This window comes from Bradyrhizobium sp. SZCCT0148, assembly GCF_018129985.1.
GTDB lineage: Bacteria > Pseudomonadota > Alphaproteobacteria > Rhizobiales > Xanthobacteraceae > Bradyrhizobium > Bradyrhizobium japonicum_H.
The window spans coordinates 266,273-279,530 of sequence record NZ_JAFCKT010000001.1; the positions used below are offsets into that span (position 1 = coordinate 266,273).

Genomic DNA, 13,258 nt, shown 5'->3' on the forward strand with positions numbered 1-13,258 from the left:
CCAACTCCTCGGCCGGTATGAATGCGGGGCCGGATCCGTTCCATTTCTTTGAAAAATTTTCGGAAATGGCCTGGGCGCCAAGCTGCATAGGTCGTGATGATCGAAGCGCGGAACCGATTGTTCCGTTCCCGGTTTTATCCCCGTAGAGGGAAAATATGGCTTCGATTAAGGACTTTTCAGCAAGGGCCCAAACTGGAGTTTGGGGCCTGGACAACATCCTGTCCGGGGGGTTGTCGCGCGGACACGTATTCCTCGTCGAAGGTGCGCCCGGTACGGGCAAGACGACGGTGGCGCTGCAATTCCTGCGAGAGGGCACCAAGGCCGGCGAGAGGTGCCTGTACATCACCTTGTCCGAGACGGAGCGTGAGTTACGCGAAGGCGCGACTTCGCACGGCTGGACGCTGGACGAGGGAATTACTGTCTTCGAACTGCTGCCCCCCGAGAGCCTCCTTGATTCAGAACAGCAGCAGAGCCTTCTCTACTCCTCCGATCTCGAACTCGGCGAGACGACCAAGCAGATTTTCGAGGCGGTCGATCGGATCAAGCCGCACCGCGTCGTGCTCGACAGTCTTTCTGAAATCCGGCTGCTCGCGCAGAGCTCGTTGCGCTACCGCAGGCAAATTCTGGCCATCAAGCATTTTTTCTCCAGGTTCAATACGACCGTGATGCTTCTCGACGATCTCACGGCCGATGTCGCCGACAAGACCGTCCACAGCGTCGCGCATGCGGTTCTGCGCCTTGAGGAACTCGCTCCGGATTATGGCGCGGAGCGCCGACGTGTCCGCGTCATCAAGTATCGCGGCACCAAGTTTCGCGGCGGTTACCACGACGCAACCATCACCACGGGTGGCTTGAACGTGTTTCCGCGGCTGGTTGCGTCCGAGCACCGGGCGGATTTGCGGCGCACGACGTTTTCCAGCGGGATTCCGGGCTTCGACCAGTTGCTGGGCGGTGGGGTGGAAACGGGCTCGAGCACGCTCGTTCTCGGACCATCGGGTACGGGCAAATCCCTCATTGCGATCGTGTTCGCCGTCGCGGCGGTGGCGCGGGGCGAGAAAGCAGCGCTGTTCGTGTTCGACGAGGAGCTCGGTCTGCTGTTTACGCGCATGAAAGGCATCGGAATCGATCTTGACGCGCTGCGGCGGAACGGCAGCATCGCGATCGAACAAGTGGACGCGGCCGAACTCTCCCCGGGGGAGTTCGCGCATATGGTCCGCAAGCGGGTCGACGAGGAGGGCATCAAGGCCGTCGTCATCGACAGTCTCAATGGCTATCAGGCTGCCATGCCCGAGGAGAATTCGCTCATTCTCCACATGCACGAACTGCTGCAATATCTAAATCGCCGTGGTGCCGCGACATTCATGACGGTTGCCCAGCACGGCCTCGTCGGTGACATGCGGGCGCCGGTCGACGTCACCTATCTCGCCGATACGGTCATCCTGCTGCGCTATTTCGAAGCGCTGGGCAGCGTGCGACGTGCGATATCCGTGATCAAGAAACGAATGGGCCAGCATGAATCGACCATCCGCGAGTTCCGCATCGGCGGTCGTGGTCTGGCCATCGGCGAGCCTCTCGAGGAATTCCAGGGCGTTCTGCGCGGCGTGCCCGTTTACATGGGCGACCCGCGACCTCTGCTCCAGGAGCCTGGTGCGTGAGACCGGGCGACACGTCCGAACGTGCTCTTGTCCTTGCTCCGACAGGCCGCGACGCAACTGTCGCAGCGAGCCTGATCCGCGAAGCAGGCTTTGCGGCTGACGTCTGCCCCGACCTCGATGCGCTCGTTCGCGAGATGGCGGCCGGTGCGGGGCTTGCCATCATCGCCAACGAAGCCGTGAAAACCGCAGACTTGCGCAGCCTCGTCAGGTGGCTGAACGACCAGCCCTCATGGTCGGACTTTCCGATCGTTTTGCTCACCCGCCAGGGCGGCGGTCCGGAACGCAATCCCGACGCCATGCGACTCGGTCAGGCGCTCGGCAATGTGACGTTCATCGAACGACCGTTCCATCCGACCACGCTGGTCAGCGTCGTAGGATCGGCGATCCGAGGACGGCGCCGCCAGTACCAGTCACGCGCGATCCTTGAGACCCTCACCGAGAGCGAAGGCCTGCTGCAGACGGCATTGAGTGCCGGTCGGCTCGGTGCACTCGAATTGCATCTGCCCTCCCTGAGGCTCGAGGCCTCCAATACCTGCAAGCAGTTCTTCGGGCGACGGCCAGAGCAGGAATTCTCCTACCACGACCTGCTCGAATCCGTGCACCCGGACGACCGCGCCCGCCGGCAGACCGTGTTCGACCGCGCCGTCGCCGGTGGCGGCGATTACAGCATCGAATATCGAAACGTCTGGCCGGACGGCTCCCAGCATTGGGTGGATATCAGAGCGCGGGCGGTGCTTCGGCCCGACGGCACTGTGCGATCGCTGGTCGGGGTGTGCTCCGACATCACCGCGCGAAAAATCGCCGAGATCGAGCGCGAAAATCTGCTGGCCCAGCTTGCTGCAGAACGGACCGCGCTGGCCGAACTTACGGCCACACTCGAGCAGCGCGTCGAGCAGCGCACCGCGGATCTGATGACCGAGGTAGCTGCGCGCGAAAGAGCGCAGGATCAATTGCGGCAGGCGCAGAAGATGGAGACCATCGGTCAGTTGACCGGCGGGGTCGCGCACGACTTCAACAATCTGTTGATGGCCGTGATGGGCAATCTCGACCTGCTGCGCAAGCGTATCCCGGACGACCCGCGCCTGCGCCGGCTGATCGACGGCGCATTGCAGGGCGCGGAACGGGGGGCCTCGTTGACGCAACGTCTGCTCGCGTTCGCCCGCCAGCAGGATCTGCGGGCGGAAGCGGTCGACCTCGGTACTTTGATCCGGGGGATGAGCGATCTGCTCGAGCGCTCGCTTGGTCCCCGGGTCGAGCTGCGCCTGGACGTTCCCGATCGCGTGCCCCCGGCACGGGTCGATTCCAACCAGCTTGAACTTGCGATCTTGAACCTCGCCATCAACGCGCGCGACGCGATGCCCGATGGGGGCTCGATCGAAATCCGCATTCGCGAAGATCAGGGGAACGAAGAGGCGCGGCTGCCGCCAGGCCAGTATCTCGCGCTGTCCGTGATCGACACTGGCGAAGGCATGTCTGCCGAGACGTTGAAGCGGGCGGTAGAGCCGTTCTTTTCATCGAAGCCGGTTGGAAAAGGAACCGGACTTGGCCTTTCGATGGTGCACGGTCTTGCCGTGCAGCTCGGCGGCGCCCTTCAGCTTTCCAGCGAGGTCGGAGTTGGGACCACGGCAACCCTGATTCTTCCGGTCGCCACCCAGCTTCCGAAAGCGGAGGCGCCTGTCCCGGTGCGGCGACAGGCCGGCCGATCTGCCGTCATCCTTTTTGTCGACGACGATCCGCTGATCGCCATGTCGACCACCGAGATGCTCGAAGATCTCGGGCACCGCGTCATCGGAGTCAGCTCGGGCCTGCACGCTCTCGATATCATTCGCAGCGGGGAGCAAATCGATCTCATGGTGACCGATCACGTCATGCCCGGCATGACCGGGCTCGAACTGGCCGCCGCCTCTCGTCAGTTGCGACCATCACTGCCGATTCTGCTGGCCACTGGATATGCCGAACTGCCCGAGGGAACCCAGCTGGATCTGCCGAGGTTGGCGAAGCCTTACCATCAGGATCAGCTCCGCGATCGCCTCGATCAGATGCTCCGCTGAAGCCGTGCGGCTTTGCCGCGCTTACCCCACCATCCGGTCCCGTCCGCTCCAGAAGCCCGCGCGCAGCACTTTCTTGTCGACCTTGCCGACGCCGGTCATCGGCAGCTGCTTGACGAACTGGATCTGCTTCGGCGCATGCGCCGAGCCTTTTCGGGTCTTCACGAGGTTGATCAACTCGTCTGGATCGGGCCTTGCGCCCTCGCGCGGAACGATGATGGCGGTGACGGCTTCGCCCCATTTCTCGTCGGGAATGCCGACGACCGCGACCATCGCGACGTCGGCATGCTGCGACAGCACGTCCTCGACCTCGCGCGGGAAGATGTTGAAGCCTCCTGATACGATCATGTCCTTCTTGCGGTCGAGGATGAACATGTAGCCGCGCTCGTCCTTGCGCGCGATGTCGCCGGTGTGGACCCAGCCGTTCTTCAACGTCTCGGCCGTGATGTCGGGCCGCTTCCAGTACTCTGCCATCACATGCGGGGCGCGCACGCAGATTTCACCCGCCTCGCCCGTCTTCACCTCCTGGTCGTCGTCGCCGAGGATCTTGACCTCGCAGGCTGCGATCGGAAAGCCGCAGGACAAAAATAGCTCTGGGGCCTTAAGATCGTGATCCGCCTTGCGCAGCACCGAGACCGGGTAGCATTCGGTCTGGCCGTAGAGCTGCGAGAACACCGGTCCGATGCGCTCGATGCCCTCGACCAGTCGGCTCGGCGACATCGCCGACGCCCCGTAGAGCACCAGCTCGAGCGAGGACAGGTCGGTGGTGCCGAGCGCGGGATGGTCGAGCAGCACGTAGATCATGGTCGGCACGAACAGCGTGAAGTTGATGCGCTCGCGCGCGATCGTGGCTAGCACGGCCTCGGGATCGAAACCCTTCAGCATGTGCACCGTGCCGCCGCGCATCAGGGTCGGCAGCACCTTCGTGCCGGCGACATGGCTGATCGGGGCGACCGTGAGGTAGCGTGCGGCCTCGGGGATCTCGAAATCGGCGAGGATCGCGGCGGCGGCTCCGGCATTCTCGCGGTGATAGCGCAGCGCGCCCTTGGATTTGCCGGTGGTGCCGCCGGTGTAGTTCAGCGTGGAGAGGTCGTCGAGGCTGGCGAGGCAGGTTGCGCTGGCGTGTCCCGCGCTTTCGATGGCCGCCAGCAGATCGACGCCGTAGCCGGCCGGTCCCATGGTGAACACCGCCTTCAGCCGGGTCGCCCGCGCAGTAAGCTCGCCCCCGCGGTCGCGGAAGGCGGCCGCATCGACCACCAGCATCTCGGCCTCGGAGTCCTCGAGCTGGAACAGCTGGTCCTCCAGCGACCCCAGCGGATGCAGCCAGGTGATGCAGAGCCGGCCCAATTGCGCGGCGACGCCGGCGCACCAGGTGTCGGCGCGGTTCGCGGTGAGGAAGGCGACGCGCGCACCGGGCGGCAGGCCAAGCCGCATGAACACGCCTTGGATGCGTCCGATCAGGTCGATCGTGCCCTGATAGCTCAGCGATCCCCCGGGCCAGGCGAACGCGGTGCGGCCGGGATAGCGCGACAGCGCCCGTAGCGTCTGCGCACAAGTCGGAGACGATGCGTGAAGCGGATCGGACATATGTTTCCTCGTTGCTTTGTCACAGGCTTCTGGCGTGCCAATGTTGCCGGTGACGCTAGCACAGAGACTGCGGGAGAAAACAACAAAGCCCGCGCGGCGATGCATGCGTGACGAGGAGATTTGTGTGACGCCCGATCGACTGCAACGCTTCGGCGATCGTCTGGCTCTGCCGCTGATCGCGGCTCCGATGTTCCTGGTGTCGGGTGTCGAGCTCATGGTCGCGGCCTGCCGCAACGGCGTGATCGGCAGCTTCCCCACCGCGAATTGCCGCAGCGCGGAGCAACTCGATGAATGGCTCGCCGCGATCGCGGCGCGGCTGCGCCAGCACGAAGACCAGACCGGACGCCGCGCGGCACCGCTTTGTCCGAACCTGATCGTGCATCGCTCCAACGCGAGGCTCGGGAAGGATCTCGCCGTGCTGTTGCGGCACAGGCCGGAGATCGTCATCACCTCGGTCGGTTCGCCCGCGTCGGTGTTGCAGCCGCTGCATGACGTCGGCGCACTGGTGCTGGCGGATGTCGCTTCGATCCGCCACGCCGAACGTGCGGCGGAAGCAGGCGCCGACGGGCTCGTGCTGCTCACGGCAGGCGCGGGAGGCCAGACAGGCTGGCTCAACCCGTTCGCCTTCGTCCGCGCGGTGCGCGCATTCTATGATGGCATCGTCGTGCTCGCCGGCGGCATCAGTGACGGCCATGCGTTGCACGCGGCCGAAGTGCTCGGCTGCGATCTCGCTTATATGGGCACCAAATTCATCGCGACGCGGGAGAGCATGGCGGACGAGCGCTACAAGCGGATGCTGGTCGATAGCAGTGCCGACGACATCCTTCTCACTACGGCATTCACCGGCTTGCAGACCAGCATGCTGCGGCCGTCGATCGTGTCCGCCGGGCTCGATCCGGATGATTTGCCGGCCCGCGGGGCGATCAACATCGCCGAGGATATCGACGTGGCCGCGCGCGAGAGTAGGCCGAAGCGCTGGCGCGACATCTGGAGCGGCGGGCATTCCACGTCTGGGGTCACCGAAGTGCTCGCCGTCGACGATCTCGTCGCGCGGACGGCGGCCGAATATCGCGAAGCGAGAGTGCGCTTTTCCCCGTAGAATTGCGGGAAGAGCCGGTACGCTTATCCCGATCACGGTTAATCGAGCGCTCGCTCGGGACGCCCCATTTAACGGCAGATTAACCAACGCCGGCCAAGAATCCCTCCACGCACCCGACAGGGCCGAGAGGGACAGGCGATGGACTTCGATTTTCTCAACAGCAAGACAGCGGCTTCGCTGGACGAAATCCGCGTCCGCGTCGCTCATGCCTTGGCGCGTCATCCGCTGTGCCGCAACGTCCGCTTCGACATCGTCAGTGTCCCCCGAACCCGCCGCGGCGGCAATTGGACGGTGACGCTACAATCCGTCGAGCCACGCGGGGTCTGGGAGGCCTCGGAGATCGTCGCGGACATCCAGGATGCCTACGATCTGGCCTCAGCTGCTTGATTTCATTGGATTTTGCGCCGCTTGTCGTTGCAGGCATACTGATTGTCGCAACGAAGGCACACTCAAGCCTTATTTCGTTCCCTTTTCGCTGGCAGCGTTAACAAACTCGTGAAGCGGCGGTTCCCGGAGAGACGTTTGTCCAAAGCCATCACCATCGTTGTGTTGACCTGCTTCCTCGTTCTCGGCGCTGCCACCACTGCCATCCTTGGCCGCGACAGCGTGCCCAGCGTCAGCGAAGAGATGATCTCGCAGGTGCCTGCTGCCAAGCCCCTGGCCACCAACCGCGCCGCCAAGGCCGACCGTCTGGTTCCGACCCTGGCCCTGGCTTCAGCCGCGATCGAGCCGGTTCAGGTGCCGGCCGACAGGCTCGCGCAAGCCCCGGTGCTGGCCGAGCCGCTGCGCCAGGCCTTCGCGGCCGCTACGCCATCCGACTTTCCGATGCCCAAGGCGGCGAGCCTGTCCGAAGCGCCGGCTGCGGCGGAAGTTCCCGCCGTCGAAGTTCCGGCCAAGCCGAAGGTCGTCGCCAAGCCGCAGCCGCAGAAACATTACACCCTGCTGTCCGACGCACAGATCGCCGGCATCAGGGATCGCCTGAAGCTCTCTTCGTCGCAGGAATATTACTGGCCTTCGGTCGAGTCTGCGTTGCGCAACGTCGTCCGCAAGATCTCGGCCAACAAGCTTTCCAATCCGAACGCGCCGCCCAGCGCTCAGATCGATCCGAACTGCGACGAGGTCCAGCAATTGAAGTCGGCTGCTATGCCGCTGCTGTTCCAGCTTCGTGACGATCAAAAGGAAGAAGTGCGCAAGCTCGCCCGTCTGATCGGGCTCGAGAAGGTCGCGCAGCAGATCTGACGCGCGGGTTTCCTCCAGGAACCGCGCCTACATCAGGAACATCTGGCAATCGACGCGCGTTGCTCGCCCCAAAGAGGGAGTAGATCAATGCGCGCCTCGACAGCCTATTTCGTGGGTGCCGGAACCATTATCGCCGCCATTGCCATCGGTCTTGGGGGCGGCATCGTTGCCGGCAACATCATGAACCCGGTCGCCTCCAAACAGGGCCCGGACACCAGCAAAATGGCGCAGCGCGCCGAATCCGCTGGCGCGGCGCCGCAGGCGAGCGCGCCGTCGGAACGCGTCAATTATCTCACGGGGTCGCAAGCCTTCGGCGCAATGGTCGCCGCGCCGGCGCAGGCCGAAGCGAAGCCGGGTGCCGACGCGCAGCCCGCTCAGGCAAAGGCCGAATCGCCGGCACCGCCGCCCTCACAAGCGGCCGCGGTTGAGCCGTCCAAGGAACAGTCAAAGGAACAATCTAAGCCGGCCATAGCATCGTCTTCGTACGCCGCAAAACCTGCCGAGCAGCAGGCCTCGACCGAGCCGGCCTCTGCGCCCGAGAACGCTTATGCCAAGGCGAAAGATTCCGACGTGAAACGTACAGCGTCCGAGCGGCGCCGGGTGGAGCGCCGTGAGCGCTGGGCCGAGCGCCGCCATTATGATATCCGCGAACAACGCGGCCCGCGCGACCGCACCGATTGGGACGACGTCGCGCGCAATATACGTGCGGATTCCGATTCGCGTGATTATGCCGGCCGGCCTCGCGGCGGCTCGCCTCAGATCAGGCTGTTCGGGTCCGACGACGATTAGCACGTGATTGCGGCTACGGGAGACGGCGCGCCCCCCTGGCGCGCCGCGGTTACGTCAATCCCGCACGCCGCAACCCCTCAAGATAATGCGCACGGTCTTCGTCCCGCAGCATCGGCAACTCTCGCGTGATCCAGGCGAGTGAGACCTCGGGCTGGGCGCGGCGCAGTCCCTCAAGAGCGCTCGCCGCGAGCGCTAGATCTCCTGACATGCCGGCAGCGGCGGTCAGCACGCGGTGCGCGCCGACGAAATCGCCACGCCGCCGCATCGACTCCCGCGCCAGCTGCACGGCTCCGTCGTAGTCACGGCCGATGAACCGTGCATAGGCCGCAACCCCGCTATAGACCGCCGCAAGGGGATCGCGCGGGCTGAGCCTCAAAGCGCGGCGTGCGGCCTCATCTCCGTCCTGCCATCGTCCGGCGTAGCACAGCGTCACGCCGTGAAAGGCATGAGCCATGGCGAAGTTCGGATTGAGCTGCAGCGCCAATTCGAACTCGGCAAGCGCGTCGTCGAAGCGGCGGCGGAACAGATAGGTGTAGGCGAGGCCGTGATGGGCCCAGGCATCCTCGCGATCGGCCTCCACCGCCGCGAGCGCCGCGCGTTCGGCGATCGGCACGGTCGCGGCCATGTCGGCCCAGCCCATATGCGCGCCGAAGATGTGGCTGGTCGCCAGCAGGCCCAGCGCCTTGCCATAGGCGGGATCGATCGCGACGGCTTTTTCGAGCAGACCTTGCGCGGCGGCATTGTCCTCGCGCGTGCTGCGCCAGTAATGCGACAAGGCGCGCATCACGAGGTCCCAGGCATCCAGGCTGCCTGGCGGCTTCTGCTGGGCGCGAAAACTTTCGGCGGCATAAAGTTGCGGCTCGATCGCGGCGACGATGGCCTCGGTGATTTCGTCCTGCACGGCGAAAATGTCGGCGAGCTCGCGATCGTAACGCTCGGCCCAGAGGTGGCTCCCGGTCGAAACGTCGTTGAGCTGGGCCGAGATGCGCACCCGCTCGCCGCTCCGTCGCACGCTGCCCTCGACCACGTAGCGCACCCCCAGTTCGCGCGCGACCTCGCGGATATGCACGGCACGGCCCTTGTAGACAAAGGACGAGTTGCGCGCGATGACGAAGAACCAGCGCAGCTTCGACAGCGCGGTGATGATGTCCTCGCTGATGCCGTCGGAGAAATAGTCCTGCCCGGCTTCGCCGCTCATATTGCTGAAGGGCAGCACTGCGATCGCGGGTCGCTCGGGAAGCGCGAGCATTGGGCGGTGCGCCCAGGCGGCGTGACCAGTTTCTGGCGCGATCGCGCCGTCCTTGGCTTCGACATCGCCTACGAAGCGAAACCCCTTGCGGGCAATCGTGCGTATCAGCGCCTGGCTTGCGCCACTGTCGCCGACAGCCTTCCGCGCCGCGTTGATTCGGCTGGTCAGGGTGGATTCGGAGACGCTGCGCCCGTGCCAGATCTTGTCGATCAGTTCGTCCTTGCTGACCACCCGGTCACGGTTCTGCATGAGGTGGACGACGAGATCGAAGACCTGCGGCTCCACAGCAATTGGAACCTGCTCGCGGCTCAGCTCGCGCCGGTCAGTATCGAGAAGGTGGTCACGGAACAGAAACTGCACGTCCAAAACTCAGGCTTCATGACAAAAAGGGCAAAGATAAAATGGACTCGTGCTTGAAGTCTGTAAGTCTAGTCAGCGGTCGATCCGGTTCACCACGATTGCGTGATGGCTGTTTTCGCGGGGAATACAGCCGGGGCGGGATTTTGCGCGGTTTCCGTCAGGTGTCGCGGTGGCGAGGCGCCGAGCCTGATCGAGCCGATGTCACAATCGATCCCGTGCCCGTGAGGTGGCCACTACTTCGGCGCTCTCTTAAGGCGACGGCCCGGCTGCATCGATGCCACTCATCCTTCGAGGAGTGGCTCCCAAGGCGCTGCTGTTCATCGTCCCCCCGGAATGACGAGTTGCCAGTAGGACGCACGGAGACGCGAGCATCGTTCACCACCCCGAATGTGTGGCGAACGGCGAATGTCCATTGCCGAACCCCGTCACCTGCGTAAGCTGACGTGCATACAAATCGCCAACCAAAGAAACGCCCATGCCCGCCTTTCCTGCCGCCACCACCGTGATCGATTCCCTGCTGTTCCGCGACGCCTTCGGGACGCCTGAAATGCGGGAGGTGTTTTCCGACATCGCGCTGGTCGCACGCTATGCCGAGGTCGAGGTGGCATTGGCGAAAGCGGAAGCGAAGTGCGGCGTGATTCCGCGGGAGGCCGCCGAACAGATCGCGGCGCGGACCGACGTCACGGCGTTCGATTTCGATCTGCTCAGGCAGGAGACCGACATCGTCGGCTATCCGATCCTCCCTCTGGTGCACCAGATGGTGAAGCAGTGCGGTGAGGCGGGGCGCTACGTGCATTGGGGAGCGACGACGCAGGATATCATGGACACCGCGGTGGTGCTGCAGCTCCGCGCGGCGCTGGAGATCGTCGCGCGCGATATCGCGGAGCTGCGCAAGATTCTCGCCGATCTTTCGAAGCGCCATCGCGACACGCCGATGGCTGGCCGCACCCATCTCCAGCAGGCGCTGCCAGTAACCTTCGGCTACAAGACCGCGATCTGGCTCGCCATGTTCGATCGCCACGCCGAGCGTCTGGCGCAATTAAAGCCGCGCGTGCTGGTCGGCCAGTTCGCCGGCGCTGCCGGCACCTTGGCCTCGCTCGGCGACAAGGGCTTTGAGGTGCAGGAGGCGCTCTGCGCGGAGCTTGGACTCGGCATTCCCGCCTCGACCTGGCACGTCGCACGCGACGGATTTGCGGAAGGCGTGAATTTTCTCGCCCTCGTCACGGGGTCGCTCGGCAAGATCGCGCTCGACATCATGATCATGGCCTCGACCGAATTCGCCGAGGTCTACGAGCCCTTTGTCAAGGGGCGCGGTGCCTCGTCGACCATGCCGCAGAAGCGCAACCCGATCTCGTCGGAGCTGATGCTGGCGGCGTCCAAGGCGGTACGCCAGCACGCCGGCCTGATGCTCGACGCCATGGTGCAGGATTTCGAGCGCGCCACGGGCCCCTGGCATGCCGAATGGATGGCGATCCCGGAAAGCTTCGTGCTGACCGCCGGCGCGCTGCACCAGGCGAAGTTCGCGCTCGCGGGCCTGATCGTGGACGAAGCGAAGATGAACGATAATCTCGCCGTCAGCCGCGGCCTGATCGTGGCCGAGGCGGTCATGATGGGGCTCGCACCGCAACTCGGCCGGCAGGAGGCCCATGACGTGGTCTATGACGCCTGCCGTCAGGCCAACGAAAAGGGCATGAGCCTCGCCGATGCGCTGTCTGCGGACACGCGGATCTCAAGCCGCATCGATGGTGCCACAATCGAGGCGCTCACCTCACCGAAAAATTACCTGGGACTCGCGCCCGCCATGGTCGACAGGGTGCTGAAATCGGCAACGCGTTGAAAACCAAAATGCGTGAAACCGCGTACCTTCCTCATGTCGCAAGGTGCTCGCGCACTTGCGTCCCGCGATGCTAGACTTAGATTGAATGAGAGACTTTCGGCAGAGGGCTACGCATGACTGATCAGCGCAATTCCACCGCTCACATCGATCCCGTGAAACTCGACCGGCTGGCCGAGGTGGCGGTGAAGGTGGGTTTGGGCTTGCGGCCGGGACAGGATCTGCTTCTGACGGCACCCGCGATCGCGCTGCCGCTGGTGCGGCGGATTGCCGTACATGCCTACAAGGCCGGCGCCGGTATCGTGACGCCGATTCTGTCGGACGAGGAGATGACGCTGGCGCGCTATCGTCACGGCCACGACAACAGCTTCGATCGCGCTGCCAACTGGCTCTACGAGGGCATGGCCAAGGCATTCTCGGACAACACCGCGCGGCTCGCCATCGTCGGCGATAATCCGATGCTGCTGTCGGGCGAGGATCCTTCCAAGGTCGCGCGCGCCAGCAAGGCGAATTCGATGGCCTACCAGCCCGCGCTGGAAAAGATCGTCAATTTCGACACCAACTGGAACATCATCGCCTATCCGAGCCTGTCCTGGGCGAAGCAGGTGTTTCCTGGCGATCCCGAGGACGTCGCAGTCGGCAAGCTCGCCGATGCGATCTTCGCAGCATCGCGCGTCGATCGCGAGGATGCGATGGGCAATTGGGCGAGCCACAATGCGGTGCTGCGCGAGCGCACCAACTGGCTCAACGGCCAACGCTTTCGCGCGCTTCAGTATTCGGGGCCGGGCACCGATCTCACCATCGGCCTTGCCGACGGCCACGAATGGGAGGGCGGCGCCTCGCTCTCCAAGAACGGGATCAGCTGCAACGCGAACATCCCGACCGAAGAGGTCTTCACCACGCCGCATTGCCGGCGCGTCTACGGCCACGTCGTGAGCTCGAAGCCGCTCTCCTATCAGGGCACGCTGATCGACAACATTGCGGTGCGCTTCGAAGACGGCAAGATCGTCGACGCCAAGGCTTCGCGCGGCGCAGAGGTGCTGAACAAGGTGCTCGACACTGACGAGGGCGCCCGGCGCCTCGGCGAAGTGGCGTTGGTGCCGCACTCCTCGCCGATCTCGCAGAGCGGGCTGCTGTTCTACAACACGCTGTTCGACGAGAACGCAGCGTCCCACATCGCGCTCGGCCAGTGCTATTCGAAGTGCTTCGTCAACGGCGCGCAGCTCACCCCGCAGCAGATCGCCGCGCAAGGTGGCAACCAGAGCCTGATCCATATCGACTGGATGATCGGCACGGCCGAGACCGATATCGACGGCATCCTGCCAGATGGCAGCAAGGTACCGGTATTCCGCAAGGGCGAGTGGGCGAAGTAGGACTTCTCCACTCCGATCGGAAGCG

General features: G+C 64.3%; 10 protein-coding genes. 8 read left to right on the forward strand and 2 right to left on the reverse strand.

Annotation, left to right across the window (positions count from 1 at the left end; translation table 11 throughout):
- Nucleotides 1-155 precede the first annotated feature (155 nt).
- Together JQ580_RS01345 and JQ580_RS01350 are read left to right on the forward strand one after the other, a co-directional pair.
- Nucleotides 156-1,655, forward strand: coding sequence for an ATPase domain-containing protein (locus JQ580_RS01345; protein WP_212277957.1), 1,500 nt, complete (start codon nucleotides 156-158; stop codon nucleotides 1,653-1,655).
- On the forward strand, nucleotides 1,652-3,706 hold the full coding sequence (locus JQ580_RS01350; protein ID WP_212277958.1) for a hybrid sensor histidine kinase/response regulator: 2,055 nt from the start codon (nucleotides 1,652-1,654) through the stop codon (nucleotides 3,704-3,706). Before JQ580_RS01345 ends, JQ580_RS01350 begins: the two co-directional genes overlap by 4 nt.
- Before the next feature lie 21 nt (nucleotides 3,707-3,727).
- Here the strand turns inward: JQ580_RS01350 and JQ580_RS01355 are convergent, their stop codons facing one another.
- Nucleotides 3,728-5,290 (reverse strand): AMP-binding protein, encoded by a 1,563-nt coding sequence (locus JQ580_RS01355; protein WP_212277959.1) that lies wholly within the window; start codon nucleotides 5,288-5,290, stop codon nucleotides 3,728-3,730.
- Nucleotides 5,291-5,414: 124 nt separating this feature from the next.
- Here JQ580_RS01355 and JQ580_RS01360 point away from each other — a divergent pair, with 124 nt between their 5' ends.
- The 4 genes from JQ580_RS01360 to JQ580_RS01375 all read left to right on the forward strand — a co-directional run bounded on the left by JQ580_RS01360 (nucleotide 5,415) and on the right by JQ580_RS01375 (nucleotide 8,417).
- Nucleotides 5,415-6,389, forward strand: coding sequence for an NAD(P)H-dependent flavin oxidoreductase (locus JQ580_RS01360; RefSeq protein ID WP_212277960.1), 975 nt, complete (start codon nucleotides 5,415-5,417; stop codon nucleotides 6,387-6,389).
- Between the two features lie 138 nt (nucleotides 6,390-6,527).
- The gene (locus JQ580_RS01365) at nucleotides 6,528-6,776 is read left to right on the forward strand and encodes a hypothetical protein (protein ID WP_212277961.1); all 249 of its coding nucleotides are present in this window, start codon (nucleotides 6,528-6,530) and stop codon (nucleotides 6,774-6,776) included.
- A gap of 135 nt (nucleotides 6,777-6,911) precedes the next feature.
- Nucleotides 6,912-7,628, forward strand: coding sequence for a hypothetical protein (locus tag JQ580_RS01370; protein ID WP_212277962.1), 717 nt, complete (start codon nucleotides 6,912-6,914; stop codon nucleotides 7,626-7,628).
- A gap of 87 nt (nucleotides 7,629-7,715) precedes the next feature.
- Entirely contained in the window at nucleotides 7,716-8,417 is a 702-nt protein-coding gene (locus JQ580_RS01375; protein WP_212277963.1) for a hypothetical protein, read from the forward strand.
- Nucleotides 8,418-8,466: 49 nt separating this feature from the next.
- Here JQ580_RS01375 and JQ580_RS01380 read toward each other — a convergent pair whose 3' ends face one another.
- Nucleotides 8,467-10,026 (reverse strand): winged helix-turn-helix domain-containing tetratricopeptide repeat protein, encoded by a 1,560-nt coding sequence (locus JQ580_RS01380; RefSeq protein ID WP_212277964.1) that lies wholly within the window; start codon nucleotides 10,024-10,026, stop codon nucleotides 8,467-8,469.
- Between the two features lie 475 nt (nucleotides 10,027-10,501).
- Between JQ580_RS01380 and pcaB the strand changes: the two genes are divergently transcribed.
- Both pcaB and JQ580_RS01390 read left to right on the forward strand, forming a co-directional pair.
- Nucleotides 10,502-11,863: a 3-carboxy-cis,cis-muconate cycloisomerase gene (gene pcaB, locus JQ580_RS01385; protein ID WP_212277965.1), complete on the forward strand. Its 1,362-nt coding sequence runs from the start codon at nucleotides 10,502-10,504 to the stop codon at nucleotides 11,861-11,863.
- 113 nt (nucleotides 11,864-11,976) lie between these two features.
- Nucleotides 11,977-13,233: an aminopeptidase gene (locus JQ580_RS01390; RefSeq protein WP_212277966.1), complete on the forward strand. Its 1,257-nt coding sequence runs from the start codon at nucleotides 11,977-11,979 to the stop codon at nucleotides 13,231-13,233.
- The last annotated feature ends 25 nt before the right edge of the window (nucleotides 13,234-13,258 follow it).